Genomic DNA, 26,159 nt, shown 5'->3' with positions numbered 1-26,159 from the left:
CCCGGCCCGTGGATCAGCCCGGACCGGCCGATCCGCCGGACGGGTCCCCGGGCCTCCGGGCGTGCGACCGCGGCAGCCACCGGTCCAGCGCCCACAGCACCAGGGCGGCCAGGCACCAGCTGGCCACCACGTCCAGCAGCCAGTGGAAGCTGCTCCACACCAGCCCCGCGCCCACCCCGAGCGCCAGCAGCACCGCCCCCGCGACCAGCCCCCGGGCCACTCGCGGCGCCGCCGCCCGGGCCAGCAGCAGTGCGGCCACGCCGTACGAGAACGTCGCGGTCGCGGTGTGCCCCGACGGGTACCAGCCCCACTGCCCCGGCGCCAGCGACTCCCCGAGCGGCCCCGGCCGGGCGAACGCCGCCTTCGCCGGGACCACCAGCAACGGGATCAGCCCCGAGGTCAGCACCGCCACCGGCAGCGGCAGCCACCAGCGTTCCGTCCGCGCCCGGCGCCACCACCAGGCGGCCAGCACACCGGCCGTCAGCAGCACCGGGACGGCCGGGACGGCGCTGCCCAGGTCCGACAGCAGATGGCCGAGACGGTCGAGCAGGGCGTCGGGGTGGTCCCGGTGCGCCGCCCGGACGGCCGAGCGGACCGAGCCGTCCAGCCCGAGCAGCGGCCCGTCCACCGCCACCTGCCAGGACACCGCCAGCAGCACGACCGCCGCCACCACCGGCACCGCCACCGACCGGGCCACCCGGGCCGGGACGGCGAACAGCCGCCCCGGAGCAGGGGGGAGAGCTCCGGGGCGGCTCTGATGATCGCCGTTCCGCACGTCCCGGGGGGTGTGGGTCGGACGGTCGGTCGATCGGCCTTCGGTGTGCGCCGCCCCTCCCGGGGAGGCCTGGTCGCCGTCGCGGCGCCCGCGCGGACCCGACCCCGAAGGGGGCTCCGCAGGAGGCTCCGCCCATGGCTGAGGCTCGCTGTCCATCTGCGATGACACTACGTCAACCGCCCTTCCGCGCCGAGCGCCTTCAGCGATTCCGCACATCATCTTCACCCTGCCCGGGGCAACCTCCCGGGGTTCCGCCGATCACGCCCGACCGGCGCACCGGTGCCTCGTACGGTCCCGCGCAGGGGGCGCTCGTACGACCCTCGCACAACCGAACGGCCCGTGGGGACCAGAGGTCCCCACGGGCCGTTCAGCGCTGTCCGGACATCCCTCCGGCGGGGTTCACGACCTGACGGGCGGCACCACTCAGACGGTGGCGAACGCGCCCTCCAGGATGTCCAGGCCCTCGTTCAGCAGGTGCTCCGGGATGACCAGCGGCGGCAGGAAGCGCAGCACGTTGCCGTAGGTGCCGGCGGTCAGCACGACCAGGCCCTCGGCGTGGCAGGCCTTGGCGATGGCCGCGGTGGCCTCCGCGTTCGGCTCCTTGCCGCCCGCCTTCACCAGCTCGACGGCGATCATCGCGCCGCGGCCGCGGACCTCGCCGATGATCTCGTACTTCTCCTGCATGGCCCGCAGGCGGCCCAGCATGATCTCGCCGATCCGCTGCGCCTTGCCCTTGAGGTCCTGCTCCTTCATGGTCTCGATGGCGCCCAGCGCGGCGGCGCAGGCCACCGGGTTGCCGCCGTAGGTGCCACCCAGGCCACCGGTCTGCGCGGCGTCCATGATCTCGGCGCGGCCGGTCACCGCGGACAGCGGCAGACCGCCGGCGATGCCCTTGGCGGTGGTGATCAGGTCCGGGACGATGCCCTCGTCCTCGCAGGCGAACCACTGGCCGGTGCGGCAGAAACCGGTCTGGATCTCGTCCGCGACGAACACGATGCCGTTCGCCTTCGCGAACTCCACGATCGCCGGCAGGAAGCCCTTGGCCGGCTCGATGAAGCCGCCCTCGCCCTGGATCGGCTCGATGATGATCGCGGCGACGTTCTCGGCGCCGATCTGCTTGTTGATCGTGTCGATCGCCTGGGCGGCGGCCTCGGCGGCGGCGTTCTCCGCACCGGTCAGCCAGCGGTACGGGTAGGCGACCGGCACCCGGTAGACCTCGGGGGCGAACGGACCGAAGCCCTGCTTGTACGGCATGTTCTTCGCCGTCAGCGCCAGGGTGAGGTTGGTGCGGCCGTGGTAGCCGTGGTCGAACACGACGACGGCCTGGCGCTTGGTGTAGGCGCGGGCGATCTTCACCGCGTTCTCGACGGCCTCGGAGCCGGAGTTGAACAGCGCGGTGCGCTTCTCGTGGTCGCCCGGGGTCAGCTCGTTCAGCTGCTCGGCGACGGCCACGTAACCCTCGTACGGGGTCACCATGAAGCAGGTGTGGGTGAAGTTGGCCAGCTGCTCGGTCGTCCGGGCCACCACGGCCTCGGCGCTGTTGCCGACGTTGGTCACGGCGATGCCGGAACCGAAGTCGATCAGCGAGTTGCCGTCCACGTCCTCCAGCACGCCGCCGTTGGCGCGGGTGACGTACACCGGCAGGGTGGTGCCGACGCCGGCCGCCACCGCACCCAGCTTGCGGGCCTGCAGCTCCTGCGACTTCGGACCGGGGATCGCGGTGACCAGTCGGCGCTCCTGCGGGAGCGGCGTTACGGCGCTCATGGGGTTTCTCCAGACTTCTCGGCTCGGTGCTTCGCAGGCTACGGCCGCCCTCACCGACCGGGCATGCGCCACTCGGTAGCACTCCGCCGTCCGACTTGTCCGGCACGGCCAGCGCAGGTGGCGCGACTACCCGCCGGGCCCGCTCCACTACCCTGAGCGCGGGCGTGTCGCCAACACGGCGGCATGGGTATGGCGGCACCGACGGCGGTCGGGCCGGGGCGGGCGAGGGAGCGGGGCCGTACATGGCACAGGACGGGTCACACCACCACGTCGAACACACCACCACCAGCCCCCCCAACCCCCTGCCGCACCAACGACCCGGTGCCCCCGCCTTCAACCTCACCACATGGGCCACCGCCCCGCGCCCCGACGCCGAACCGGGCGTCTACCGCCTCGGCTACCGCCGGGTCGACCCGGAGCGCGCGGAGGCGGCCCAGGTCCCGACCTGGCCGCTGCTGCTCCGCGCGGGGCTGAACGCGGTGGTGGGGTGGTTTGCGTATCTCTACGGCACGCAGCTCCTCATGTACGTGCTCGTATGGTTCGGCGGGCAGACGGGGATCGGTCCACTCGCATCGCCGTCCGAGTCTGAAGCCATGTTCACGCTCCTGGTGGCCAATGTTGTTGTGCTCGGCGTAGTCATCAAGATCTTCGGCCGCATGGGCCGCTGGCCCGAGGTGTGGCGCCGGTACGTGGCGCCGCTGTTGTCGCGGACGGTGACGCGGGAGGAGCCGGTAGAGGAGGACGGGGCCGTGCCGGAGGTGGTGCGCAGGTCGGACCCGTGGGACGCGCAGCGCCAGGGTGGGGCGGCCGAGGCGGCGGCGCGGCTGGACGCGGAGGCGGTCGGCGATGTCGACTACGTGCGGATCCAGCGCGCCTGGGAGTCCGCCCAGGCGGATCCGGTGTTCGTGCCCGCCTTCACCGAGCAGGTGACGGCCCGTGGTGCGGCGGCCTTCGTCCACCCCTCCGAGGCGCGCGAGCTGCCCGGCCGTGCCCGGCGGCACGATCTGCTGCTCGGTCAGGTCTGCCTCGGCGTGGCGCAGGACGTGCCGAAGAACCCGCTGAGCCACCGGGCGGCCGGCTTCGCGCTGGACCCGGCGGTGCTGGGCACCTCGCTGCTGGCGGTGGGCCCGGCCGGGACCGGGAAGACCGCGCGGCTGGCCCGGCCGGTGGCCGAGGCGTTGTGCCTGCAGGCGTTGGCGGGCACAGCGTGCGCGGTGGTGCTCGGGGCGGCGGACGCCGATCTCGGTCCGGACGCCTGGTACGACGTGGTGATCGCGCCCGGCGAGCGGTCCTCGCTGTACGGGCTGGACCTCTACGGCGCGGCGCAGGACCCGGACGAGGCGGCCGTCCGGCTGGCCGACGCGCTGCTGCCGGACGAGCTGACCGCCCGCGCGGAGAACGCCCGGACAGCGCTGCAGCAGGTGGTCGGCCCGTTCCATGCCGCGTACGGCCGTTACCCGGGGGTGCGTGAGCTGCGGACGTTGTTGGGTGGCGATCCGGACGCCTTGGCGGCGCTGGTGAAGGCGCTCGGGACGGTGGGCCGGCTGGCCTCGTACGAGCGGGAGCTGGAGCACCGGGAGCGCCAGCGCGGCCGGGCGGACGATCCCGGGGCGCTGCTGGCGGACCGGCTGGCGTTGTTGGACCGGCCGGCTTTCGAGGGGGCTTTCGCGACGGACGGCACCGGCCGCCCCCCGTTCGCGATGCGGGTGCTGGACCATCCGCTGCGGGTGAGGGTGAAGCTGCCGGAGCGCAGTCACCCGGAGGCCGCTCGGATTCTCTCCCGGCTGGTGGTGGGGCAGTTCGTGCAGGCCGCCGAGGCCCGTACGGACCGTTCGCTGTTCGCCGGGCTGGTGGTGGACGACGCCTCCGCGGCGCTGGACGCCGGTACCGTCCGGGGGTTGCAGCGGATGCGCGGTGCGAACGCGGGTGCGGTGCTGCTGCTGCGAACCCTGGTGGACGTGCCGGAGGCGCTGAGGGCGCCGTTGTTCGGCGCGGTCGGCTGCCGGATGGCCTTCCCCGGGATCGCCCCCTGGGACGGGCGACTGTTCTCCGAGGCCTGGGGGACGCACCTGGTGCAGGAGACGGCGGTGACCCACACCCCCGACACCTCCGGTGGGGTGATACGGCGGGCCGGGCGGATGGGGCGGAAGGCGTTGTCGGGGACGACGGCGCAGACGGAGTCGGTGACGACGCGGGATGTGGAGCGGCTGCGGTGGTCGCCGTCGGATCTGGCGCACGCGTTGCCGGCGGGGCATGCGGTGGTGTCGTTGACGGCGGTGTCGGGGGAGCAGGTGCCGCCGCTGCTGGTGGACCTGCGGGGATGAGCCTCAGGGGTGGGTGCCGGGCTAGGTGAGGGGGCGGGCCGGGGGAAGTCGCCTTCGAGGTGGATTCGGCAGTGCCGGTTGTCCGGGGCGTCCATAATGAAGGGGAGAGACCCTCACTAGTCCCACTGCCCTCTCCTCGCCCGGCCGCAACGGCGCGGTCAGGTCGAATCCCCCGAAGGTGCCATGCCCCCCACACTCGCCTCCGTCGTCCGCAACAGTTCGCTCCACCTGACGGTGCTCGCCGGTGGGGATCACTTGGAGCGGCCGGTCCGCTGGGTGCACACCAGTGAGCTGGACGACCCGACGCCGTTCCTGGAGGGTGGCGAGCTGCTGCTCACCACCGGTATCAAGCTGGGCCGTACGGCGGCGCAGTTGCAGGCGTACGTGCACCGGCTGGCCGACGCGGGGGTGGTCGGGCTGGGGCTGGGGGTGGGGCTGTCGCACACGGAGGTGCCGCAGCCGCTGGTGGACGCGGCGGCGCAGCGGGGGCTGCCGTTGCTGCGGGTGCCGGAGCCGACGCCGTTCATCGCGATCAGCAAGGTGGTGTCGGCGGCGCTGGCCGCCGAGCAGTACGAGGCGGTGACGACGAGTTTCGAGGCGCAGGAGGAGCTGACCCGGGCGGCGCTGGGCAAGGACGGCACGACGGCCGTGGTGCGCCGGCTGGCGGCGCGGCTGGGGGGCTGGGCGGCGCTGTACGACGGGTCGGGTGCGCTGTCGGTGGTGGCGCCGGACTGGGCGGCCCGCCGGGCGGGGCGGCTGGCGGCGGAGGTGGACCGGCTGCGTCGGCGGCCGGCGCCGTCGAGCGCCGCGTTGCAGGGGCGCGCGCCGGGGATAGACACGGCGGACGAGGACTACGTGGTGGTCCAGTCGCTGGGGGCGGACCGGCGGGCCCGGGGTTTCCTGGCGGTGGGGACCGAGGACCGGATCACGCCGACCGAGCGGTACGTGCTGAACGCGGCGGTGGCGCTGCTGACCCTCACCCTGGAGCGCTCGCGGGAGCTGCGGCAGGCCGAGGAGCGGATGGGCGCGGCGCTGCTGCGGATGGTGCTGGCGGGTGAGGTGGCGACGGCCCGCCAGGTGGCGGTGGGGCTGTTCGGCGGTCTGCCGGAGGGGACGATACGGGTCCTGGTGGCAGGGGCCGGGGCGAACGCGGACGCCGCGGAGGCGCTCGTGGAGCTGGGGGAGCGGGCCGAGCAGGCGGGTTCCCGGGTGGGCGAGAAGCTGTTGGTGGCGCGGGAGGACGGCGCGCACGGGCCGCGGCTGATGGTGCTGGCGCTGGACAACGGCGCGGTGCACCGGGCGTGCCTGGGCGCGGTGGAGGAGCACGAGGGCCTGTCGCTGGGCGTCTCGGCGCCGGCCGCGCTGGAGGAGGCGGGTACGGCGCACGCGCAGGCGGAGCGGGCGCTGGCGGTGGCGTTGCGGGGTGGCCGGCGGTCGGTGGACCACGAGGAGGTCGGCGCGGGTTCGCTGCTGCCGCTGCTGGGGGAGGACGCGGTGACGGCGTTCGCGGAGGGGCTGCTGCGGCCGCTGCGCGAGCACGACCGGACGGCCCGGGGCGATCTGGTGGCCTCGCTGCGGGCGTGGCTGTCGCGGCACGGCCAGTGGGACGCGGCGGCGGCCGATCTGGGGGTGCACCGGCACACGCTGCGGTACCGGATGCGTCGCGTCGAGGAGCTGCTGGGGCGTTCGCTGGACGACACCGACGTGCGGATGGAGCTGTGGCTGGCGCTCCGCTCCGGCGAGGAGTAGGCGAACGGGGAGCAGGCGGACGCGGAACAGGCGGACGCGGAACAGGCGGAGCGGAACAGCCGGAGTGCGCCCCCGCCTGGACGCAGTGGAGTGGCCCCGGAGCCGAACGCTCCTAGTCGGCCAATCCGGTCGGCGCGTCGTCGCACCTACCCTCGGGTTCGGGTCCCACGCCCGTGGGCCGTACGACGACGAGGAGAGGGCCGGTACCACGGTGACCACCACGTACGATTTCTGGCTCGCCGGCCGCCGGGCGAGCGGTGACGCCGACTTCGAGGTGCACAACAGCTGGGACGGCCGTCTGGTCGGCAAGGTCAGCATTCCGACCGAGGCCCAGGTCGAGGAGGCGCTGGACGCCGCCGTGGCCGCGCTGCCGGTGTTCGCCGCCACCCCGGCGCACCAGCGGGCCGCCGCGCTGGACCACGTGGCCAAGCGGCTGACCGAGCGCACCGAGGAGCTCGCCCAGCTGGTCACGGCCGAGAACGGCAAGCCGATCAAGTGGGCCCGCGGTGAGATCGGCCGTGCGGTGTCGGTCTTCCGCTGGGCCGCCGAGGAGGCGCGCCGCACCAACGGCGAGACGATGCGGCTGGACACCGACCCGGGCGGCGTGGGCCGTTTCGCGGTGGTGCGCCGCTTCCCGCGCGGTGTGGTGCTGGGGATCGCCCCGTTCAACTTCCCGCTGAACCTGGTCGCCCACAAGATCGCCCCGGCGATCGCGGTCGGCGCCCCGATCATCCTCAAGCCGGCTCCGTCGACCCCGCTGTCGGCGATGGTGCTGGGCGAGATCCTGGCCGAGACGGACCTGCCGGCCGGCTCCTGGTCGATCCTGACCGTGCCGAACGACCGGATGCCGGCCCTGGTGCAGGACAAGCGCGTGCCGGTGATCTCCTTCACCGGCTCGGACAAGGTCGGCTACCAGATCATGGACTCGGTGCCGCGCAAGCACTGCACCCTGGAGCTCGGCGGCAACGCCGCGGCCGTGGTGCTCGCCGACTGGTCCTCGGAGGCCGACCTGGACTGGGCGGCCACCCGGATCGCGATGTTCGCCAACTACCAGGGCGGCCAGTCCTGCATCTCGGTGCAGCGGGTGATCGCCGACGCGTCGGTGTACGACGCGCTGGTGGAGAAGGTCGTGGCCAAGGTCAAGGCGCAGGTCACCGGTGACCCGAACGACGACGCGACGGACGTCGGCCCGCTGATCGACGAGAACGCCGCCAAGCGGGTGGAGTCCTGGATCGAGGACGCCGTCGCCAAGGGCGCCAAGGTGCTCACCGGAGGTACCCGCGAGGGTGCGACCGTCGCCCCGACCGTGCTGGCGGAGCTGCCCGAGGACGCCATCCTGGCCAAGGCCGAGGTGTTCGGCCCGGTGCTGTCGCTGCACAAGGTGGACGGCGTGGACGAGGCCTTCGCGGCCGTCAACGACTCGGCGTTCGGCCTGCAGGCGGGCGTCTTCACGCACGACCTCCAGACCGCCTTCCGCGCCCACCGGGAGCTGGAGGTCGGCGGTGTGATCATCGGCGACGCGCCGTCCTACCGTGCCGACCAGATGCCGTACGGCGGCGTCAAGGACTCCGGTGTCGGCCGTGAGGGCGTCCGGTACGCGATGGACGACTACACCGTCGAGAAGGTCATGGTCCTGACCGGCCTCGACCTCTGATCGGCCGGTCGACGCAGTAGCGGTGGAGGGCCCGGTTCGCCGAACCGGGCCCTTCGCCCGTTCAGCAGTCGTGCCGGACGGCGGCGGCGACCGCCTCCGGGACGGTGGCGTTCCCGGCGACCAGTTCCAGGGTCCGCCGGGCGGTGCCGGGTTCGAGCAGCAGAGCGGCCAGGACGGCGGCCACGTCGGCCCGGTCGACCGCGCCGCGGCCGACCGAGGGGGCGAGGCGGACGAGGCCGGTGCCGGGGCCGTCGGTGAGCCGCCCGGGGCGCAGCACCGTCCAGTCCAGGGCGGCGCGGGAGCGGACGGCGTCGTCGGCGGCGCCCTTGGCCCGGAGGTAGGTCTCGAAGACGGCGTCGGCGGGGTGGTGGGCGGCCGCGTCGGCGCCCATCGAGGAGACCAGCAGGTAGCGCCGGACTCCGGCGAGTTCGGCGGCGTCGGCGAGCAGGACGGCGGCGTCGCGGTCGACGGTGTTCTTGCGGGCGGCGCCGCTGCCTGGCCCGGCGCCGGCGGCGAAGACCACCGCGTCGGCGTCGGCGAGCAGGGCGGCGAGCTGTGGGGCGGTGGCGGCCTCCAGGTCGAGCAGCAGCGGCTCGGCTCCGGCGTCGACGAGGTCCTGGGCCTGTTCGGGGCGGCGGATGATCCCGGCGGGGCGGTCGCCGCGTTCGGCGAGCAGCCGCTCCAGTTTCAGCGCGATCTGTCCGTGGCCTCCGGCGATGACGGTACGCATGGGTCCGACGGTAGTCCGGGCGACCCGTGGCCGTCCTGGGGAGCGCCGCGGACAGGACACAATGGGCGCATGACTTCGCTCGCGCACCCGCAGCTGCGTTTCACGCCCACCGTGGCGGACCCCTCCGGCCCCCGGGAGCTGGTGATCCTCGGGTCCACCGGTTCGATCGGCACCCAGGCCATCGACGTCGTGCTCCGCAACCCGGACCGGTTCCGGGTGGTCGCCCTGTCGGCGGCCGGCGGCCGGGTGGAGCTGCTCGCCGAGCAGGCGCTGCGGCTGGGCGTGCACACGGTGGCGGTGGCCGATCCGGCGGCCGAGCCGGCGCTGCGCGAGGCGCTGGCCGCGAAGGCGGCGGGCCGGGCGCTGCCGGCGGTGCTGGCGGGGCCGGACGCGGCGACCGAGCTGGCCGCGATGGAGTGCCACTCGGTGCTGAACGGCATCACCGGCTCGATCGGGCTGCGGCCGACGCTGGCCGCGCTGGAGGCGGGCCGGGTGCTGGTGCTGGCGAACAAGGAGTCGCTGATCGTCGGCGGGCCGCTGGTGAAGGCGGTGGCGAAGCCGGGCCAGATCGTGCCGGTGGACTCGGAGCACGCGGCGCTGTTCCAGGCGCTGGCCGGTGGCACCCGGGCGGAGGTCCGCAAGCTGGTGGTGACGGCGAGCGGCGGCCCGTTCCGCACCCGGACCCGGGAGCAGTTGGCCGGGGTGACCCCGCAGGACGCGCTGGCGCACCCGACCTGGGCGATGGGCCCGGTGGTCACGATCAACTCGGCGACCCTGGTGAACAAGGGCCTGGAGGTGATCGAGGCGCACCTGCTGTACGACGTGCCCTTCGACCGGATCGAGGTCGTGGTCCATCCGCAGTCGGTGGTGCACTCGATGGTGGAGTTCACCGACGGTTCGACGCTGGCGCAGGCGAGCCCGCCGGACATGCGGATGCCGATCGCGCTGGGTATGGGCTGGCCGGACCGGGTGCCGGACGCCGCCCCCGCCTGCGACTGGACCAAGGCGGCGACCTGGGAGTTCTTCCCGCTGGACAACGAGGCCTTCCCGGCGGTGGAGCTGGCCCGTGAGGTGGGCACCCTGGGCGGTACGGCGCCGGCGGTCTTCAACGCGGCCAACGAGGAGTGTGTGGAGGCGTTCCTGAAGGGCCGCCTCGCCTTCACCGGAATCGTGGACACTGTTGCCAAGGTCGTGGCGGAGCACGGTTCGCCCGCGGCGGGAACTTCCCTGATGGTGGAGGACGTCCTGCACGCGGAGGACTGGGCACGCGCCCGGGCCCGCGAGCTGGCGGCGGGCTGACGGACCGGTCCGTGGCAGCGGCGGTATCCGGTCGCGGCGCGGAGCGCGGTATGACGAGACGATGAGCGGAGCGGCATGACGGAGGGCCAGCGGTGGCAACGGTTTTGACGGTGGTCGGCATCCTGGTCTTCGTGGTCGGGCTGCTCTTCTCGATCGCCTGGCACGAGCTCGGCCACCTCTCCACGGCCAAGCTGTTCGGCATCCGGGTGCCGCAGTACATGGTCGGCTTCGGCCCGACCCTCTGGTCGCGCCGCAAGGGCGAGACCGAGTACGGCATCAAGGCGATCCCGTTCGGCGGGTACATCCGGATGATCGGGATGTTCCCGCCGGGCGAGGACGGCCGGATCACCAAGCGCAGCAGCTCGCCCTGGCGGAGCATGATCGAGGACGCCCGTGAGGCCTCCTACGAGGAGCTCCAGGAGGGTGACGAGCACCGGCTGTTCTACACCCGCAAGCCCTGGAAGCGGGTCATCGTCATGTTCGCCGGGCCGTTCATGAACCTGATCCTGGCGTTCGGGCTGTTCCTGACGGTGATGATGGGCTTCGGCGTCAAGATGGCGGTGCCGACCATCGACTCGGTCGCCCAGTGCGTGGTCAAGGCCGGCCAGCCCACCGACACCTGCCCCGCCGACGCGCCCAAGACCCCGGCCAACGCGGTGGGCCTGCGCCAGGGCGACAAGGTGCTCTCCTTCGACGGAGACCGGATCCGCGACTACGAGCAGCTCCAGGCGGACATCCGGAAGTCGGCCGGCAGGCAGGTGGAGATCGTCGTGGACCGCGGCGGTCAGCAGCTCACCTTCAAGCCCACCATCGCCGTCAACGACGTGCAGAAGTACGACGGCAACGGCGTGCCCGTGAAGGGCCAGACCGTCCAGGCGGGGTTCCTCGGCTTCACCCCCCGGAGCGAGACCGTCCAGCTCGGCTTCGGGCAGTCCGTCGACCGGATGTACGACATGGCCGAGAACGGGGTGAAGTCGCTGGCCGCCCTGCCCGGCAAGATCCCCGGCCTGTGGAACGCCGTCGTGGGCGACGCCCCGCGCGACCCGGACTCGCCGGTCGGCATGGTCGGCGCCGCCCGGGTCAGCGGCGAGGTGTTCTCCCTGCACGAGTCGGCCGCCCAGCGGGTCGCGATCTTCGTGAACCTGCTGGCCGGCATCAACCTGTCGCTCTTCCTGTTCAACATGCTGCCGCTGCTGCCGCTGGACGGCGGTCACGTCGCCGGCGCGGTCTGGGAGTCGGTCCGCCGCCGCTTCGCACGACTGTTCAGGCGACCCGACCCGGGCCCCTTCGACGTCGCCAAGCTGATGCCCGTGGCCTACGTCGTGGCCAGCATCTTCATCGGCTTCACCCTGCTGGTGATGGTGGCCGACCTGGTGAACCCGGTGAAGATCGGCTAGGGCGTTCGGGTACGGCGGGTGTGCTGGGCGCTCGGGCCGTGCCGTACCGTGGAGGCCGGGTGCGCGATAGTCCGCGCGCCCGGCCTCGGTCGTCCCAGCGGCCGGGCGGCCGACCACACCTCAACCCCGGGGAACCCTGCGCACATGACCGCGATCTCGCTCGGTATTCCGTCCCTGCCGCTCAAGCCGCTCGCCAAGCGCCGTTACTCCCGGCAGATCATGGTCGGCAACGTGCCGGTCGGTGGCGACGCCCCCGTCTCGGTGCAGTCGATGACCACCACGGTCACCTCGGACATCAACGCGACGCTGCAGCAGATCGCCCAGCTGACCGCGTCCGGCTGCCAGATCGTCCGGGTCGCCGTCCCGTCCCAGGACGACGCCGACGCGCTGCCGATCATCGCGAAGAAGTCGCAGATCCCGGTCATCGCCGACATCCACTTCCAGCCGAAGTACGTCTTCGCCGCGATCGACGCGGGTTGCGCGGCCGTGCGCGTCAACCCGGGCAACATCAAGGCCTTCGACGACAAGGTCGGCGAGATCGCCAAGGCCGCCAAGGACGCCGGGGTGCCGATCCGGATCGGCGTCAACGCCGGCTCGCTCGACAAGCGCCTGCTGGAGAAGTACGGCCGGGCCACCCCGGAGGCGCTGGTGGAGTCCGCGCTGTGGGAGTGCTCGCTGTTCGAGGAGCACGACTTCCGCGACATCAAGATCTCGGTCAAGCACAACGACCCGGTCGTGATGATCCAGGCCTACCGTCAGCTCGCGGCCGCCTGCGACTACCCGCTGCATCTGGGCGTGACGGAGGCCGGTCCGGCGTTCCAGGGCACGATCAAGTCCGCGGTCGCGTTCGGTGCGCTGCTGGCCGAGGGCATCGGCGACACCATCCGGGTCTCGCTGTCCGCCCCGCCGGCGGAGGAGATCAAGGTCGGCAACCAGATCCTGGAGTCGCTGGGGCTGCGTCAGCGTGGGCTGGAGATCGTCTCCTGCCCGTCCTGCGGCCGGGCCCAGGTCGACGTCTACAAGCTCGCGGAGGAGGTCACCGCCGGGCTGGAGGGCATGGAGGTGCCGCTGCGGGTGGCGGTCATGGGCTGTGTGGTGAACGGGCCGGGCGAGGCCCGTGAGGCCGATCTCGGGGTGGCCTCCGGCAACGGCAAGGGGCAGATCTTCGTGAAGGGGCAGGTGATCAAGACCGTGCCCGAGTCGAAGATCGTCGAGACCCTGATCGAGGAGGCGCTCAAGCTCGCCGAGCAGATGCAGGAGGAGGGCGTCGAGGCCGGTTCGCCGACCGTCGTCGCCGCGGAGTGACCGCCGCCGCGGACGGGCCCCGAGGGGCCGGACGCGGCTGCTGAACAGTCTTCCGGAAGCGGGGCCGTCCATGCGCGGACGGCCCCGCGGTCGTACCCGGGTGGGGCCACGGAGTAGGGTGCGGCCAGAGTCGTCTCAGTGAGGTGCGGTCTCGATGCTCGATCGAGGTGTGATGCTCCCCAGCTCCTTCCAGGCCGTCCGGGCGCTGGCCACCACCAGGGTGCTGGAGCCGCCCGATCTCGCGGACACCCTTGAGATCCTCCACCGGGACCCGGTCGCCAACGCCTTCGTCGCGACCAGGGTCGAGGCGGTCGGGCTGGACCCGTGGCGGCTCGGCGGGGAGATGTGGGGGTGGTACGACGAGGACGGCGTACTGGACGCCCTCTGCTACGCCGGAGCGAACCTCGTCCTGGTCAACGCCGGGCAGACGGCCGTCGCGGCCTTCGCGGAGCGGGCCCGGCGACAGGGGCGGCGCTGCTCCTCGATCGTGGGACCGGCCGAGTCGACCGCCGCCTTCTGGGCGCTGCTGGAGCGGAGTTGGGGGCCGGCGCGGGAAGTCCGGGGGCACCAGCCGCTGTTGGCGACCTCCTCGCCGTCGGCCGAGATCGGGCCGGATCCGCTGGTGCGGAGGGTGCGGCGCAACGAGATCGAGGCGCTGATGCCGGCCTGCGTCGCGATGTTCACCGAGGAGGTGGGGGTGTCGCCGCTGGCCGGGGACGGAGGGCTCCTCTACCAGGCCCGGGTGGCCGAACTCGTCTCCACCGGACGGTCGTTCGCGCGGTTCGCGGAGGACGGGCAGGTGGTGTTCAAGGCCGAGATCGGGGCCGTGACGGAGGGCGCCTGCCAGATCCAGGGGGTCTGGGTCGCGCCGGAGTACCGGGGACGGGGGCTGTCCGAGACGGGGATGGCGGCCGTCCTGGGCATAGCGCTGCGGGAGGTGGCACCGGTGGTGTCGCTGTACGTCAACGACTTCAACCTGCGGGCGCGGGCGGCGTATCGGCGGGTGGGGTTCCGGGAGGTCGGGGCGTTCATGAGCGTCCTCTTCTGAGCACCGCCTTGAACACCGGCTTGAGCCTCGACTAGAGGGCCGCGTCGAGCGGGTCGGGCGGTGGTGCCGTGGTGGCGTCGGTCGCCGGGCGCCGGGTTCCGATCTTCGGCCGCGCCGCGGGGCCGCTGGTAGTAACGTCCGGAGCATGGATCAGCTGACCGGGGTGACGATCGAGGCCATCGACCTCGCGGCCTGGGCGCCGCAGGCACTGGACGTCCAGGCGGTGGCGTTCGGCCTCACGCCCGAGGAGGTCGGGGTACGGCTGCACATCGTGGGGCGGCACGCCCAGCAGCCCGGGGTGATCGCGTTCGGGGCGATGAGCGGGGGGCGGCTGGTCGGCTTCGGGTACGGGATGCCGAACCAGCGGGAGCACTGGTGGAGCACGGTCATCGAGCCGTACCTGACCGCCGGGGGCTACGGGGGCTGGCTGGACGAGGTCTTCGCCGTCACCGAACTGCACGTGCTGCCGGAGTTCCAGGGGCAGGGCGTGGGGACGCGGCTGATCCGGCTGCTGTGCGAGCGCTCCGGGATGGACCGCAGCATCCTGTCCGCGATCGACGCGGAGACGCCGGCCCGGCGGCTCTACCGGGCGCTGGGGTACCAGGACTTGGCGCGGGCGGTGCGGTTCCCGGCGACGGAGCGGCTGTACGCGGTGATGGGGGCTCACCTGCCGTTGCGGGAGCTCGGGCGGGGATAGGGCGTTCACGCCGGGCGGGCGCCGGCTCAGAGGTGGCCCGCGAGTTCCAGGTGGAGTTCGGCGTCCTCGTGGCGGCCCGCGGCCAGGGCGCGGAGGGCGAGGTCGACGGCGCGGAAGAGGGTCCAGCCGCGGAGGCGGTCCTCGTCGACGTCCAGGGCCCCGGCGAGCTGGTGGAGCCGGCGGCGGAGGGCCGAGGGGGCGCCGGGGGAGCCGATCAGGGTGTCCGCGCGGTCCAAGGCCAGGCGGGCCAGGTCGTAGGCGCGCTCGCCGGCCAGGGGGCGGGGGGCGATCGCCAGCCAGGGGGCGCGGTCGGCGGCCAGGACGTTGCCGTGGTGGAAGTCGCCGTGCAGGAGCACGGTCTCGGTGGCCGAGGCGACCAGGGAACCGGCGGTGTCCAGGGCCTCGGTGATCAGGGGTTGCGCGGCGGTGGCCGTGGGGTGGGGGCGCTGCGCGGCGATGCGGGCCGCGGTGCCCTCGACCCGGGCGGCGAGGGTCGGGAACGGGCTGGGATCGGGGAGTTCCACCCAGAGGCGGTGGAGCAGGCTGGTGGCCTCCAGCATGGCCTTGGGCTCGGCGAGGGAACGCAGGGGGATCTCACCGTGGAGTCGCTCCAGGAGGAGGACGCCCTCGGCGGGGTCGGCGTCGAGGAGGAGGACGGCGCCGCGGCCGGCCCAGTGGCTGAGGGCCGTGTGCTCGTGGGCGGTCTCGGGGGTGGGCAGCCCGGTCTTGAGGACGGCGGGGGAGAGGTCGTCGCGGTGGACGTACGAGATCAGGCTGAGGCTGCCGCCGGGGTCCAGGACACGTTCGAGGGTGAGGTCCCAGCGGGCCAGGTGGGCGGCCGCCCTGTCGGGGAGGGAGGCCAGCCATCGGCGGCCCTCCTCGCCGTGGGCGGCGGTGACGGTGTTCGTCAGCCAGGTGGGGACGGTGATGTGTGCTGCTGCTCCCGACATGCCGGCCTTCCGGTTGATGCTCCCCCGTGGGTGGTGGCTCGTCCATTGTCGGGGATCCGGGGGAAATGGCAGGTCAGGGGCGGGCGCGGGCGGGGCGCTCCGCGCGGGTGCGCGGTCAGTTCGAGCGGGTGACCGTGGGGGTGGGGAGGGGGGCCGGGATGCCGGGGAAGGGGGTGTCGGGGGCTCCCCAGCGGTGGGCGCGGTGGGCGCAGTCGTGGAGGGCGGTGGCGGCGGTGGCGCGCTGGGGGGCGGGGAGGTCGGCGACCAGGTCGGCGTAGATCGTGGTGAGGCGGGTTTCCAGGTGGGCGGCGAGCCTGGTGGCGGTGGTGGGATCGGTGACCGGGAAGGGGAGCTGGTAGCCGCCGGCGGCGGGGGTGGGGGTGGCGCCGAGGGTGGTGAGGAGGCGTTGCCAGGCGTCGCGCTGGGACTGGTGGGCGGCGTAGGCGGTGCGGGCGTCGGCGCGCTGCTGGTCCTCGGGGAGGTGGGCTCCGACGACGCCGTAGCCGTAGACGGCGGCGTGTTCGGCGCCGAGGGCGGCCTGGAGGGAGGACAGGGCGCTCGGGGTGGGAGCGGGGGTGGGGGACGCCGTGGGGGAGGGGGCGGGCTGGTCCGTCGTGGGGTCGCCGAGGGCCACGGCGTGCAGGGTGTTGGAGGCGGCGACGGAGGCGAGCAGACGGGCGAGGGGCGGCCGGGCGGCGCCGAGGTCGGCGAGGCGGGACTGCGCGGTCTGGCGTTCCAGGGTGGCCAGGGCGGCCGCGGTGCCCTGGGCGGCCTGGGTGGTGGCGGCCGTGGTGGGGGCTGCGGTGGGAGCCGGGGGGACGGAGGCCGCCGGCATGCCGTAGGCCAGGGCGGCGCGGTGCTGGGCGGCTTCCTCGCGGAGGGGGCGGAGGAGGGCGGTCTGTGCGCCGGGGGTGGCGAGGAGGGCGTCGTAGGCGGAGAGCAGGGTGTCCGTGGCGGCGATGGCGCGCAGGCGGACCGGGTTGTCCGGGTCCGGTCCGGGGCCCTTGTTGCCGGGCATCACGTCACTGGTGGGGTCGAACCCGCCGTCGGTGGAGCTGGTGCAGGCGGTGAGGGTGAACAGCCCGAGGGCCAGGAAGGTCCGTCGGCTGGGCGGCTGCATCGGGGTCACTCCGGGGCGTGTACGGGAGGACGGCCTCCCCGCCTGCCCTCGTTGGCCTGAATCTTCGCAGAATCCCCACGATCACGGGTGGTGATCGGCGGTGGGCCCACGGGTGTGAGCTTGCTCGCAGTGGGTGGCGTCCGCCCGGGCGCGGGAGGTACGGAATCGGTGGTTGGCGGCTTCACCGGCTAGGCTTTGGGCCGAGCTGCCGTGACCCGGTGCGCGCCCGAGTGGCGCGGAGGGCACGGGGCGACCTTCTGACAACAGCAGACGCGGCCGAGGAGTCCACCCGGATGAGCACCACCCACACCGACCGGCTGCGCGCGTTGCTGGAGCCCCTGGCCGCGCAGGCCGGACTGGACCTGGAGGACGTCAAGGTCACCAGGGCGGGCAGCCGCCGACAGGTGCAGATCGACGTCGACACCGACGGCGGCGTGGACATGGATGCCATCGCCGAGTTCAGCCGGGTGGTCGGTGAGGCCCTGGACGAGTCGGACCTGATGGGGGACGAGCCCTACCTGCTGGAGGTCGGTTCGCCGGGTGCGGAGCGTCCGCTGGTGCTTCCCCGGCACTGGCAGCGTGCTCAGGGTCGGCTGGCCAAGATCCACCTGGTCGACGGCGGGGAGATCGTCGCCCGGGTGCTGGAGGCGGACGAGGACGGCGCGCTGGTCGAGGTGCAGCCGGTGAAGGGGCGGGGGCGCCCGAAGGAGCGCCGGCTGGAGTACGGCGAGGTCGCCCGGGCGCGGGTCCAGGTCGAGTTCAACCGCAAGGACGACGAGCTCCTGGACGAGGAGGGGGACGACGGCGACGAGTGAGTCCGCCGCCGTACGAACCATGATGAACGTGACGAAAGACGAGGAGGCGTAGCCGTGGACATCGACATGAGTGCCCTGCGCACGCTGGTCAACGAGAAGAACATCCCCTTCGACCTGCTGGTCGAGTCCATCGAGTCCGCCCTCCTCACCGCGTACCACCGCACCGAGGGCTCGCGCCGTCGTGCCCGGGTGCACCTGGACCGCAAGTCGGGCCACGTCACCGTGTGGGCGATGGAGGACCCGGCGGAGCTGGACGAGGGCGTCGAGCCGAAGGAGTTCGACGACACCCCGAGCGGCTTCGGCCGGATCGCGTCCAGCATCGGCATCCAGGTGATGATGCAGCGCCTGCGCGACGCCGCCGACGACCAGACCTTCGGCGAGTACGCGGGCAAGGAGGGCGACATCGTCACCGGTGTCGTCCAGCAGGGCAACGACCCGAAGAGCGTGCTGGTCGACATCGGCAAGCTGGAGGCCATCCTGCCGCCGCAGGAGCAGGTCCCGGGCGAGGACTACCGGCACGGCACCCGGCTGAAGTGCTACGTGGTGGCGGTGCGCCGCGGTGTCCGCGGACCGTCGGTGACGCTGTCGCGCACCCACCCGAGCCTGGTGAAGAAGCTGTTCGCGCTGGAGGTCCCGGAGATCGCGGACGGCAGCGTGGAGATCGCCGCGATCGCCCGTGAGGCCGGCCACCGCACCAAGATCGCGGTCTGGTCGCGCCGGGCCGGGCTGAACGCCAAGGGCGCCTGCATCGGCCCGATGGGCTCCCGGGTGCGCGCCGTGATGGGCGAGCTGCACGGCGAGAAGATCGACATCGTCGACTGGTCCGAGGACCCCCGGGAGATGGTCGCCGCGGCGCTGTCCCCCGCGCGGGTGACCAGCGTGGAGATCGTGGACGCCGCCCAGCGCTCCGCCCGGGTGATCGTGCCGGACTACCAGCTGTCGCTGGCGATCGGCAAGGAGGGGCAGAACGCCCGCCTGGCCGCCCGCCTCACCGGGTGGCGGATCGACATCCGGCCGGACACCGAGGGCCAGCCCGAGCCCCAGTAGGAAAATGTAGGGGCCGCGGCCCAGTAGTCGGTGTTGTCGTGGCCGTCCCCGCCGGTCCTCCGGGACTCGCGGGGCGGCACCATGTCGCTTCGGAGGGGTAGACTTGCCTTCGTCTGGCCGGACGCATGTCCGAGCACGCCCGGAACGCACCTGCGTGGGCTGCCGCAAGCGCGCGGTCAAGCACCAGCTGTTGCGTGTCACGGCGGTCGAGGGCGTCTGCGTCCCTGATCCCCGTGGCGCACTCCCGGGCCGGGGCGCTCACCTGCATCCCGACCCGGCCTGCCTCGACCTCGCGGTCCGCCGTCGGGCGTTCCCCCGGGCCTTCCGGCTCCAGGGATCGCTCGACACGGAGCGGCTCCGCGGGTTCATCGAGGAGCGGGCAGGCGGGGCCTCCTAGAGGTGGGCCACCTCCCGCGACGGCCGCCGCTTGACGCGGCGGAGAACCACCGCAACAAGTACGGCGTTCGTTGGTCGCGCGCCGTGCCACCAGTCAGGTACCTCGCGATGTGGAAGTAGGTCGAGATTGCGATGAGCACTCGATGAGTACGCGATGAGTACGCGATGGGTACGCCCATGAAGTAGCGACAGTCCGGCGGACGAGACCCCCGGACTCATAGACAGGAGTGAAGTGGCTAAGGTCCGGGTTTACGAACTCGCCAAGGAGCTTGGCTTGGAGAGCAAGGCCGTCATGGCCAAGCTCACCGAGCTGGGTGAGTTCGTCCGTTCGGCGTCCTCGACGATCGAGGCGCCGGTTGTACGCAAGCTGACTGACGCGCTTGGTGTGGCCCCCACCGGTGGTGGTTCCGCTGCCAAGCCGGGCCCGCGGAAGCCCGCGGCGCCCCAGCCCGCGGCCGGTGCCGCGGGTGCGCCCAAGCCGGGTGCCCCGACCCCGGGTCCGCGCCCCAGCGCGACCCCTGGTCCCCGTCCGACCCCTGCGGCTGCGGCTGTCCGTCCACCCAGGCCCCGCGCCCGAGTGGTCAGGCCGCCGGCGGCGCCCGTCCGGGCCCGCGTCCGGCCGGTCCGCGTCCGGGCAACAACCCCTTCACCTCGGGCAGTGCCACCGGCATGGCCCGCCCCGGCGACCGCCGTCAGGGCGCGCAGGGTGCCCGTCCGGGTGCTCCGGGCGCGCAGGGCGGCGACCGTCCGCGTCCCGGTGGGGACCGTCCGCGTCCGGCCGGTGCGCCGGGTGGGGACCGTCCGCGTCCGGGTGGGGACCGTCCGCGTCCGGCCGGTGCGCCGGGTGGGGACCGTCCGCGTCCGGGTGGGGACCGTCCGCGTCCGGCCGGTGCGCCGGGTGCCGGCGCGCCGCGTCCGGGTGGTGCTCCGCGTCCCGATGGCATGCCGCGTCCGGCCGGTCCGCGTCCCGGCGGCCCGACCCCGTCCGGCATGCCGCGCCCGAACCCGGGCATGATGCCGCAGCGTCCGGCCGGCCCGCGTCCGGGTCCGGGTGGCCGTGGTCCGGGTGGCCCCGGCGGTCGTCCGGGTGGTCCGGGTGCCGGTGGCGCCCGTCCCGGCTTCCAGGGCCGTCCGGCCGGTCCGGGCTCGCGTCCGGCCGGTGGCGGCTTCGGCGGCCCGCGTCCGGGTGGCGGTGCTCCGGGTGGCGGCGGCGGCTTCGGCGGCCCGCGTCCCGGTGGCTTCGGCGGTCGTCCCGGCGGCCCGGGTGCCCGTGGTGGCACGCAGGGTGCCTTCGGTCGTGGCCCGGGCGGTCGCCCGGCTCGCGGTCGCAAGTCGAAGCGGGCGAAGCGCCAGGAGTACGAGGCCATGCAGGCCCCGTCCGTCGGCGGTGTGATGCTGCCTCGCGGCAACGGCCAGACCGTTCGCCTGTCGAGCGGCGCCTCGCTGATGGACTTCGCGGAGAAGATCAACGCCAACCCGGCCGCGCTCGTCTCCGTCATGTTCAACCTCGGTGAGATGGTCACCGCGACGCAGTCGGTCTCCGACGCGACCCTTGAGCTGCTGGCCGGCGAGATGGGCTTCCAGCTCGAAATCGTCAGCCGCGACGACGAGGACCGCGAGCTGCTGGAGTCGTTCGACATCGACTTCGGTGCCAACGAGGGCGGCGACGAGCAGCTGGTCCCGCGCCCGCCGGTCGTCACCGTCATGGGTCACGTCGACCACGGTAAGACCCGCCTGCTGGACGCCATCCGCAAGTCCAACGTGGTGGCGGGCGAGGCCGGTGGCATCACCCAGCACATCGGTGCCTACCAGGTCGTCACCGAGGTGAACGGCGAGCAGCGCCCGATCACCTTCCTGGACACCCCGGGTCACGAGGCGTTCTCCGCCATGCGTGCCCGTGGTGCCAAGTCCACCGACATCGCGATCCTGGTGGTCGCGGCCAACGACGGTGTCATGCCGCAGACGGTCGAGGCGCTGAACCACGCCAAGGCCGCGGGTGTGCCGATCGTGGTCGCCGTCAACAAGATCGACGTCGAGGGCGCCGACCCGACCAAGGTCCGCGGTCAGCTGACCGAGTTCGGCCTGGTGGCCGAGGAGTACGGCGGCGACACCATGTTCGTCGACATCTCCGCGCGCCAGGGCCTGCACATCGACCAGCTGCTGGAGGCCGTGGTCCTGACCGCGGACGCCTCGCTGGACCTGCGGGCCAACCCCGAGCAGGACGCGCAGGGTATCGCCATCGAGGCGCACCTCGACAAGGGCCGCGGCGCCATGGCGACCGTGCTGGTGCAGCGCGGTACGCTCCGCGTCGGCGACTCGATCGTCGTGGGCGACGCCTACGGCCGCGTCCGCGCGATGCTGGACGAGAACGGCAACAGCCTCAGCGAGGCCGGCCCGTCCCGCCCGGTGCTGCTGCTCGGTCTGACCTCGGTGCCCCGCGCCGGCGACAGCTTCATCGTCGTCGACGAGGACCGCACCGCCCGTCAGATCGCCGAGAAGCGCTCGGCCCGCGACCGCAACGCCGCCTTCGCGCAGCGTCGGGTCCGGGTGTCCCTGGAGGACCTGGACAAGGCCATCGCCGCCGGCTCCATCGAGCAGCTCAACCTCATCATCAAGGGTGACGTCTCCGGTTCGGTCGAGGCCCTTGAGGACGCCCTGGTCAAGCTGGACGTGGGCGAGGAGGTCGAGCTCCGGGTCCTGCACCGCGGTGTGGGTGCCATCACCGAGTCCGACGTGGACCTGGCGATGGGCTCGGACGCCATCATCATCGGCTTCAACGTGCGCGCCGAAGGCCGTGCGCGTGCGGCGGCCGACAAGGAAGGCGTGGACGTCCGGTACTACTCGGTCATCTACCAGGCGATCGAGGAGATCGAGAACGCCCTCAAGGGCATGCTCAAGCCGGAGTTCGAGGAGGTGCGCCTCGGCGCCGCGGAGATCCGCGAGGTCTTCCGCTCCTCCAAGTTCGGCAACATCGCCGGTGTCCTGGTCCGCGACGGCATCATCCGCCGCAACGCCAAGGCCCGCCTCATCCGCGACGGCAAGGTCGTGGCGGAGAGCCTCACCATCGAGGGTCTGCGCCGCTTCAAGGACGACGCGACCGAGGTCCGCGAGGGCTTCGAGGCCGGTGTCACCCTGGGGTCGTTCAACGACATCAAGGTCGACGACATCATCGAGACCTACGAGATGCGCGAGAAGCCTCGCGTGTAGTCGCTGGTCACCGGGGCCGGTCGACGGGTATTTCCGTCGACCGGCCCCGGTCTCGCTGTGTAGGGTCCGGGGTAGTCAGATGTCGCAGCGTCGGCCCCGTCGTGGGCTGTTCGCTCCCGAGGCCTTCCAGGTCGGCGAGACCTGTCACACATGTTCGTGGGAACACTCACCTTCGACCTGCTGCTGGGCGACGTTCACTCGCTCAAGGAGAAGCGTTCGATCGTGCGGCCCATCGTGGCCGAACTGCAGCGCAAGTACAGCGTGTGCGCTGCCGAGACCGGGAACCAGGATCTGCACCGCCGGGCCGAGATCGGCCTCGCGGTGGTGTCCGGCGATGCCGGGTACGTCACCGAGATCCTGGACAGCTGTGAGCGGTTGGTCGCCGGCCGCCCCGAGGTGCAGCTCCTCTCCGCGAGGAGGCGCTACCACAACGACGACGACGAATGAGGGCTGTGGAGCCGGCCGGCGGAAGTCGCCGTTCTCACACAGATCAGGACCGAGAGCGCCCGCAAGGCCGGGCGCGGGCCGGTACTTTGGGGCTTGGGCCCCGACGGGTGCGCAGCTCGCCCGGGTACCGGGCCCACTGCACGAGGAGGCAACGTGACCGACACCGCAAGGGCGCGCAAGCTCGCCGACCGCATCCAGGTGGTCGTCGCCCAGACCCTGGAGCGGCGGATCAAGGACCCCCGGCTGGGGTTCGTGACCATCACCGACACCCGGGTCACCGGCGACCTGCGCGAGGCCACCGTCTTCTACACCGTCTTCGGTGACGAGACCGAGCGTGAGGCCACCGCGGCCGCGCTGGAGAGCGCCAAGGGCGTGATCCGCTCCGAGGTCGGCAAGATCGGGGTGCGCTTCACCCCGACGCTGACCTTCGTCGCGGACGCGCTGCCGGACAACGCCCGGAACATCGACGACCTGCTCGACCGGGCCCGGACCTCCGACGCCGCCGTGCGCACGCAGGCCGCGGGGGCGAGCTACGCCGGCGACGCGGACCCGTACCGGGCTCCGGCGTCCGAGCGTGACGACGAGGACGAGTAGTCATGGCGGGTGAGCCGGCCCAGGCCGCCTCGCGAGCCGGTTCCACCACGGGGGCGTCCTCCACCAGCACGGTGGAGGGTGCCCTCGCGGCGCTCCCGGGGCCGCGCGTCGAGGAGAGCGGATCCGAGCTGCTGTGGCAGCAGGTGGTGGCGGAGATCGGGCGGGCCCGCGCGATCGACCTGATCTGCCACATCTGCCCGGACGGCGACGCGCTGGGCTCCTCGCTGGCGGCGGCGCTGGCGCTGCGCGGGCTCGGCAAGCAGGTGCGGGTCTCCTTCGGCGACGACCCGCAGGTCGTGCCCGAGTCGCTGGCCTTCCTGCCCGGCCAGGAGCTGATCGTGCCGGCCGCCGAGGTGCCGGACGTGCCCGAGCTGGTGCTCTGCTTCGACGTCGCCGCGCAGAGCCGGCTGGGCCTGCTGCACGACAAGGCCTTCGCCGCGCCCGTCCTGGTGGTGTTCGACCACCACGCCTCCAATCCGGGCTTCGGCACCCACCAGCTGATCGACCCGACCGCGCCGGCCACCGCCGTCCTGGTGGACGAGCTGCTGCGCCGGCTCGGCGTGGAGCTCGACCAGGACCTGGCCACCTGCCTCTACACCGGGGTCGCCACCGACACCGGCTCCTTCAAGTACCGGGCCACCACGCCCGCGACCCACGAGCTGGCCGCGCGGCTGCTGGCCACCGGTATCCGGCACGACCTGATCTCCCGGCAGCTGTGGGACACCTCCTCCTTCGGCTACCTCAAGGTGCTCGCGGCCGCGCTGGACCGGGCCGTCTACGAGCCGGACGCGGCCGGCGGGCTGGGCCTGGTGTGGACCTGGGTGCCGTACCAGGACCTGGCGCTGTTCAGCGTCACGATCGAGGAGATCGAGGGGCTGATCGACATCCTGCGCCGGCCGGCCGAGGCCGAGGTGGCGCTGGTGCTCAAGCAGGACCCGGACGGCACGCTGCGCGGCTCCTCGCGCTCCAAGGGCGCGGTGGACGTCGCCGCCGCCTGTGCCGAACTGGGCGGCGGGGGTCACGTCTTCGCCGCCGGGTTCAGCGCCCGGGAGGACGTGACCGCGGTGGTCGGGAGGTTCCGGTCCGCGCTGCGGCCGGTACGTTGAGCACCTCGCGAATGACGTTTTGAGAGAAAGAACCCGATGAAGCGCAAAGGCACCGGCCCGGACGGCCTGGTGATCGTCGACAAGCCCGAGGGCATCACCTCGCACGGAGTCGTCGCCAAGATGCGGTGGCTGGCCGGGACGAGGAAGGTCGGGCACGCCGGCACCCTGGACCCGATGGCCACCGGCGTACTGGTGATCGGCGTGGAGCGGGCCACCCGCCTGCTCGGCCACCTGATGCTGACCGCCAAGACCTACGAGGCGACCATCCGGCTCGGCCAGACGACCATCACCGACGACCGCGAGGGCGAGATCACCTCCGCCACCCCGGCCGGCGCCGTCACCCGGGAGGCGATCGACGCCGGGATCGCGGAGCTCACCGGCGAGATCATGCAGGTGCCCTCCAAGGTCAGCGCGATCAAGATCGACGGCAAGCGGTCGTACGCGCGGGTGCGCGAGGGCGAGGACTTCGAGCTGGCGGCCCGGCCGACCACGATCCACTCCTTCACCGTGCACGAGCAGCGCGCGGCCGTCGCCGAGGACGGCACGCCGGTGATCGACCTGGACGTGACCGTCGAGTGCTCCTCCGGCACCTACATCCGGGCGCTGGCCCGCGACCTGGGCGCCGGACTGGGCGTCGGCGGGCACCTGACCGCGCTGCGGCGCACCAAGGTCGGGCCGTACGGGGTGGAGTCGGCGCGCACCCTGGAGCAGCTGGAGGCCGCCGTCACCGGGGAGTCCGCCACCGGGCTGGAGGTGCTGCCGATCGCGGAGGCCGCGGCGGCCGCCTTCCCGCGCTGGGACCTGGACGAGGACTCGGCGAAGAAGCTCTCGCACGGCGCCCGGCTGAAGGCGCCCGGGCTGGGTGTGGACGGGCCGATCGCGGTGTTCGGGCCGGACGGGCGCTTCCTCGCGCTGGTCGAGGAGAAGGCCGGGCAGGCGAAGCCGGTGGCGGTGTTCGTCGGCTGAGCGCCCTCGGGCCCGTCAGGGCCGTCGTGCGCAGCCCCCGCCGGGAGTCATCCCGGCGGGGGCTTCACCTTTGGGGCCCCTTCACTCGGCCAGGGCGTCACCCCACCGAGGGGGCGCGCGAGGTGAAGGGGCGTGGTGAGCGGCGCGGGAACGGTCAGGGGGCCGCTCCGGCGGGCAGGCTCCCGGCGGTGAGCGAGCGACGGTCGAGGGGGCCACTCATGCCGGGGTTTCTGGAGGGCGATCCGGGGCGGCACCTGCTGCGGATCCGCGACCTCAACGGGCGGTTGCACGGCTTAGGGTTCGTCGCCGACCCACAGGGCGGCGTGCTCACCGCGTACGAGGCCGTGGCGGGCGTGGACCGGGTGGTCCTGCACACCCCCGGCGGGCAGACCCGGGTGCTCGGCCCGGAGGCCGTGCTGCCGCTGCCCGAGCACGGGCTGGCCCTGCTGCGCACCGACGCGGTCGGCGGGCTGCCGGTGCCGCCGCTGCCGGTGGCCGTGGCGGGGGCCGGGCCCGAGGTGCTGCTGCCCGCGCTCACCGCTGAGGACGGACGGACGGTCGCGCTGCGCTGCGGGCTGCTGGGCGTCACCGCGGCGGCGCACGGCACGGACCTGCCGGGCGGGGTGCTGCTGCTGGACGTGCCGGTGGTCGGCGGGGTCGTGGTGCCGGCCGGCTCGCCGGTGCTGGACGCCCGCAGCGGCGCCGTGGTCGCGGTGGCCGCGCCCGCCCTGCGCGGCCCCCGGCACGGCGGGGCGCTGCCGGCGCTGCC

At 73.2% G+C, this 26,159-nt stretch carries 20 protein-coding genes and 2 pseudogenes; 17 read left to right on the top strand and 5 right to left on the bottom strand.

The window, feature by feature from the left end; translation table 11 throughout:
• Positions 1 to 13 precede the first annotated feature (13 nt).
• Both RZ50_RS29810 and gabT read right to left on the bottom strand, forming a co-directional pair.
• Entirely contained in the window at positions 14 to 775 is a 762-nt protein-coding gene (locus tag RZ50_RS29810) for a phosphatase PAP2 family protein (protein WP_196948801.1), read from the bottom strand.
• Positions 776 to 1,198: 423 nt separating this feature from the next.
• Positions 1,199 to 2,539, bottom strand: a complete 1,341-nt coding sequence (gene gabT, locus RZ50_RS02590) for a 4-aminobutyrate--2-oxoglutarate transaminase (protein WP_196948800.1) — start codon at positions 2,537 to 2,539, stop codon at positions 1,199 to 1,201.
• Positions 2,540 to 2,781: 242 nt separating this feature from the next.
• Between gabT and RZ50_RS02585 the strand changes: the two genes are divergently transcribed.
• From RZ50_RS02585 to RZ50_RS02575, 3 genes are all read left to right on the top strand, one after another.
• Positions 2,782 to 4,863 carry an ATP-binding protein gene (locus RZ50_RS02585; RefSeq protein ID WP_254801957.1) on the top strand — a complete coding sequence of 694 codons (2,082 nt, stop codon included), beginning with the start codon at positions 2,782 to 2,784 and terminating at the stop codon, positions 4,861 to 4,863.
• Positions 4,864 to 5,046: 183 nt separating this feature from the next.
• On the top strand, positions 5,047 to 6,612 hold the full coding sequence (locus tag RZ50_RS02580) for a PucR family transcriptional regulator (protein WP_196948798.1): 1,566 nt from the start codon (positions 5,047 to 5,049) through the stop codon (positions 6,610 to 6,612).
• 211 nt (positions 6,613 to 6,823) lie between these two features.
• On the top strand, positions 6,824 to 8,266 hold the full coding sequence (locus RZ50_RS02575; protein ID WP_196948797.1) for an aldehyde dehydrogenase family protein: 1,443 nt from the start codon (positions 6,824 to 6,826) through the stop codon (positions 8,264 to 8,266).
• 61 nt (positions 8,267 to 8,327) lie between these two features.
• Here RZ50_RS02575 and RZ50_RS02570 read toward each other — a convergent pair whose 3' ends face one another.
• A complete protein-coding gene (locus RZ50_RS02570) occupies positions 8,328 to 8,996 on the bottom strand; it encodes an NAD(P)H-binding protein (protein ID WP_196948796.1) in 669 nt (222 codons plus the stop codon).
• 69 nt (positions 8,997 to 9,065) lie between these two features.
• On the opposite strand from RZ50_RS02570, the gene dxr reads away from it, so the two are divergent.
• The 5 genes from dxr to RZ50_RS02545 all read left to right on the top strand — a co-directional run bounded on the left by dxr (position 9,066) and on the right by RZ50_RS02545 (position 14,742).
• On the top strand, positions 9,066 to 10,295 hold the full coding sequence (gene dxr, locus RZ50_RS02565) for a 1-deoxy-D-xylulose-5-phosphate reductoisomerase (RefSeq protein WP_196948795.1): 1,230 nt from the start codon (positions 9,066 to 9,068) through the stop codon (positions 10,293 to 10,295).
• A 92-nt stretch (positions 10,296 to 10,387) separates the two neighbouring features.
• Positions 10,388 to 11,692, top strand: coding sequence for an RIP metalloprotease (locus RZ50_RS02560; RefSeq protein WP_196948794.1), 1,305 nt, complete (start codon positions 10,388 to 10,390; stop codon positions 11,690 to 11,692).
• Positions 11,693 to 11,836: 144 nt separating this feature from the next.
• The gene (ispG, locus tag RZ50_RS02555; RefSeq protein ID WP_217680204.1) at positions 11,837 to 12,997 is read left to right on the top strand and encodes a flavodoxin-dependent (E)-4-hydroxy-3-methylbut-2-enyl-diphosphate synthase; all 1,161 of its coding nucleotides are present in this window, start codon (positions 11,837 to 11,839) and stop codon (positions 12,995 to 12,997) included.
• Between the two features lie 172 nt (positions 12,998 to 13,169).
• Positions 13,170 to 14,045 carry a GNAT family N-acetyltransferase gene (locus tag RZ50_RS02550; RefSeq protein ID WP_196949738.1) on the top strand — a complete coding sequence of 292 codons (876 nt, stop codon included), beginning with the start codon at positions 13,170 to 13,172 and terminating at the stop codon, positions 14,043 to 14,045.
• 145 nt (positions 14,046 to 14,190) lie between these two features.
• Positions 14,191 to 14,742, top strand: coding sequence for a GNAT family N-acetyltransferase (locus RZ50_RS02545; protein ID WP_196949736.1), 552 nt, complete (start codon positions 14,191 to 14,193; stop codon positions 14,740 to 14,742).
• Between the two features lie 26 nt (positions 14,743 to 14,768).
• Here the strand turns inward: RZ50_RS02545 and RZ50_RS02540 are convergent, their stop codons facing one another.
• Together RZ50_RS02540 and RZ50_RS29645 are read right to left on the bottom strand one after the other, a co-directional pair.
• Complete coding sequence (locus RZ50_RS02540; RefSeq protein ID WP_196949735.1) at positions 14,769 to 15,692, bottom strand: aminoglycoside phosphotransferase family protein; 924 nt, start codon at positions 15,690 to 15,692, stop codon at positions 14,769 to 14,771.
• 115 nt (positions 15,693 to 15,807) lie between these two features.
• A complete protein-coding gene (locus RZ50_RS29645; RefSeq protein WP_256463681.1) occupies positions 15,808 to 16,812 on the bottom strand; it encodes a ferritin-like domain-containing protein in 1,005 nt (334 codons plus the stop codon).
• A gap of 293 nt (positions 16,813 to 17,105) precedes the next feature.
• Between RZ50_RS29645 and rimP the strand changes: the two genes are divergently transcribed.
• From rimP to RZ50_RS02490, 9 genes and pseudogenes are all read left to right on the top strand, one after another.
• Entirely contained in the window at positions 17,106 to 17,627 is a 522-nt protein-coding gene (rimP, locus tag RZ50_RS02530) for a ribosome maturation factor RimP (protein ID WP_196949734.1), read from the top strand.
• A gap of 54 nt (positions 17,628 to 17,681) precedes the next feature.
• On the top strand, positions 17,682 to 18,674 hold the full coding sequence (gene nusA, locus RZ50_RS02525) for a transcription termination factor NusA (RefSeq protein ID WP_196949733.1): 993 nt from the start codon (positions 17,682 to 17,684) through the stop codon (positions 18,672 to 18,674).
• A gap of 103 nt (positions 18,675 to 18,777) precedes the next feature.
• The gene (locus RZ50_RS02520; RefSeq protein ID WP_196949732.1) at positions 18,778 to 19,071 is read left to right on the top strand and encodes a YlxR family protein; all 294 of its coding nucleotides are present in this window, start codon (positions 18,778 to 18,780) and stop codon (positions 19,069 to 19,071) included.
• A 231-nt stretch (positions 19,072 to 19,302) separates the two neighbouring features.
• Positions 19,303 to 22,277: pseudogene (infB, locus tag RZ50_RS02515) on the top strand (translation initiation factor IF-2).
• Between the two features lie 150 nt (positions 22,278 to 22,427).
• Positions 22,428 to 22,724, top strand: coding sequence for a DUF503 domain-containing protein (locus RZ50_RS02510; protein ID WP_196949803.1), 297 nt, complete (start codon positions 22,428 to 22,430; stop codon positions 22,722 to 22,724).
• A gap of 153 nt (positions 22,725 to 22,877) precedes the next feature.
• On the top strand, positions 22,878 to 23,318 hold the full coding sequence (gene rbfA / locus RZ50_RS02505; RefSeq protein ID WP_196949802.1) for a 30S ribosome-binding factor RbfA: 441 nt from the start codon (positions 22,878 to 22,880) through the stop codon (positions 23,316 to 23,318).
• 2 nt (positions 23,319 to 23,320) lie between these two features.
• Positions 23,321 to 24,424 (top strand): bifunctional oligoribonuclease/PAP phosphatase NrnA, encoded by a 1,104-nt coding sequence (locus RZ50_RS02500; RefSeq protein WP_196949801.1) that lies wholly within the window; start codon positions 23,321 to 23,323, stop codon positions 24,422 to 24,424.
• A 36-nt stretch (positions 24,425 to 24,460) separates the two neighbouring features.
• Positions 24,461 to 25,390, top strand: a complete 930-nt coding sequence (gene truB / locus RZ50_RS02495; RefSeq protein ID WP_196949800.1) for a tRNA pseudouridine(55) synthase TruB — start codon at positions 24,461 to 24,463, stop codon at positions 25,388 to 25,390.
• Positions 25,391 to 25,608: 218 nt separating this feature from the next.
• Positions 25,609 to 26,159 (top strand): annotated as a pseudogene (locus tag RZ50_RS02490) (hypothetical protein); the annotation flags it as partial.

Origin of the sequence: Kitasatospora sp. SUK 42, from assembly GCF_015776785.2 — a bacterium.
In the GTDB taxonomy this organism is placed as follows: Bacteria; Actinomycetota; Actinomycetes; order Streptomycetales; family Streptomycetaceae; genus Kitasatospora.
Note: the sequence above shows the minus strand (reverse complement) of the source record. Positions and strands in the feature narration are given on the sequence as shown.

Coding starts and splice junctions, on each gene's coding strand:
- ispG (WP_217680204.1), top strand. CDS start 11,837: ATGACCGCGATCTCGCTCGGTATTCCGTCCCTGCCGCTCAAGCCGCTC.
- rimP (WP_196949734.1), top strand. CDS start 17,106: ATGAGCACCACCCACACCGACCGGCTGCGCGCGTTGCTGGAGCCCCTG.
- gabT (WP_196948800.1), bottom strand. CDS start 2,539: ATGAGCGCCGTAACGCCGCTCCCGCAGGAGCGCCGACTGGTCACCGCG.
- RZ50_RS02570 (WP_196948796.1), bottom strand. CDS start 8,996: ATGCGTACCGTCATCGCCGGAGGCCACGGACAGATCGCGCTGAAACTG.
- truB (WP_196949800.1), top strand. CDS start 24,461: ATGAAGCGCAAAGGCACCGGCCCGGACGGCCTGGTGATCGTCGACAAG.
- RZ50_RS29645 (WP_256463681.1), bottom strand. CDS start 16,812: ATGCAGCCGCCCAGCCGACGGACCTTCCTGGCCCTCGGGCTGTTCACC.
- RZ50_RS02500 (WP_196949801.1), top strand. CDS start 23,321: ATGGCGGGTGAGCCGGCCCAGGCCGCCTCGCGAGCCGGTTCCACCACG.
- RZ50_RS02550 (WP_196949738.1), top strand. CDS start 13,170: ATGCTCCCCAGCTCCTTCCAGGCCGTCCGGGCGCTGGCCACCACCAGG.
- RZ50_RS02540 (WP_196949735.1), bottom strand. CDS start 15,692: ATGTCGGGAGCAGCAGCACACATCACCGTCCCCACCTGGCTGACGAAC.
- RZ50_RS02585 (WP_254801957.1), top strand. CDS start 2,782: ATGGCACAGGACGGGTCACACCACCACGTCGAACACACCACCACCAGC.
- RZ50_RS02580 (WP_196948798.1), top strand. CDS start 5,047: ATGCCCCCCACACTCGCCTCCGTCGTCCGCAACAGTTCGCTCCACCTG.
- dxr (WP_196948795.1), top strand. CDS start 9,066: ATGACTTCGCTCGCGCACCCGCAGCTGCGTTTCACGCCCACCGTGGCG.
- RZ50_RS02545 (WP_196949736.1), top strand. CDS start 14,191: ATGGATCAGCTGACCGGGGTGACGATCGAGGCCATCGACCTCGCGGCC.
- RZ50_RS02510 (WP_196949803.1), top strand. CDS start 22,428: ATGTTCGTGGGAACACTCACCTTCGACCTGCTGCTGGGCGACGTTCAC.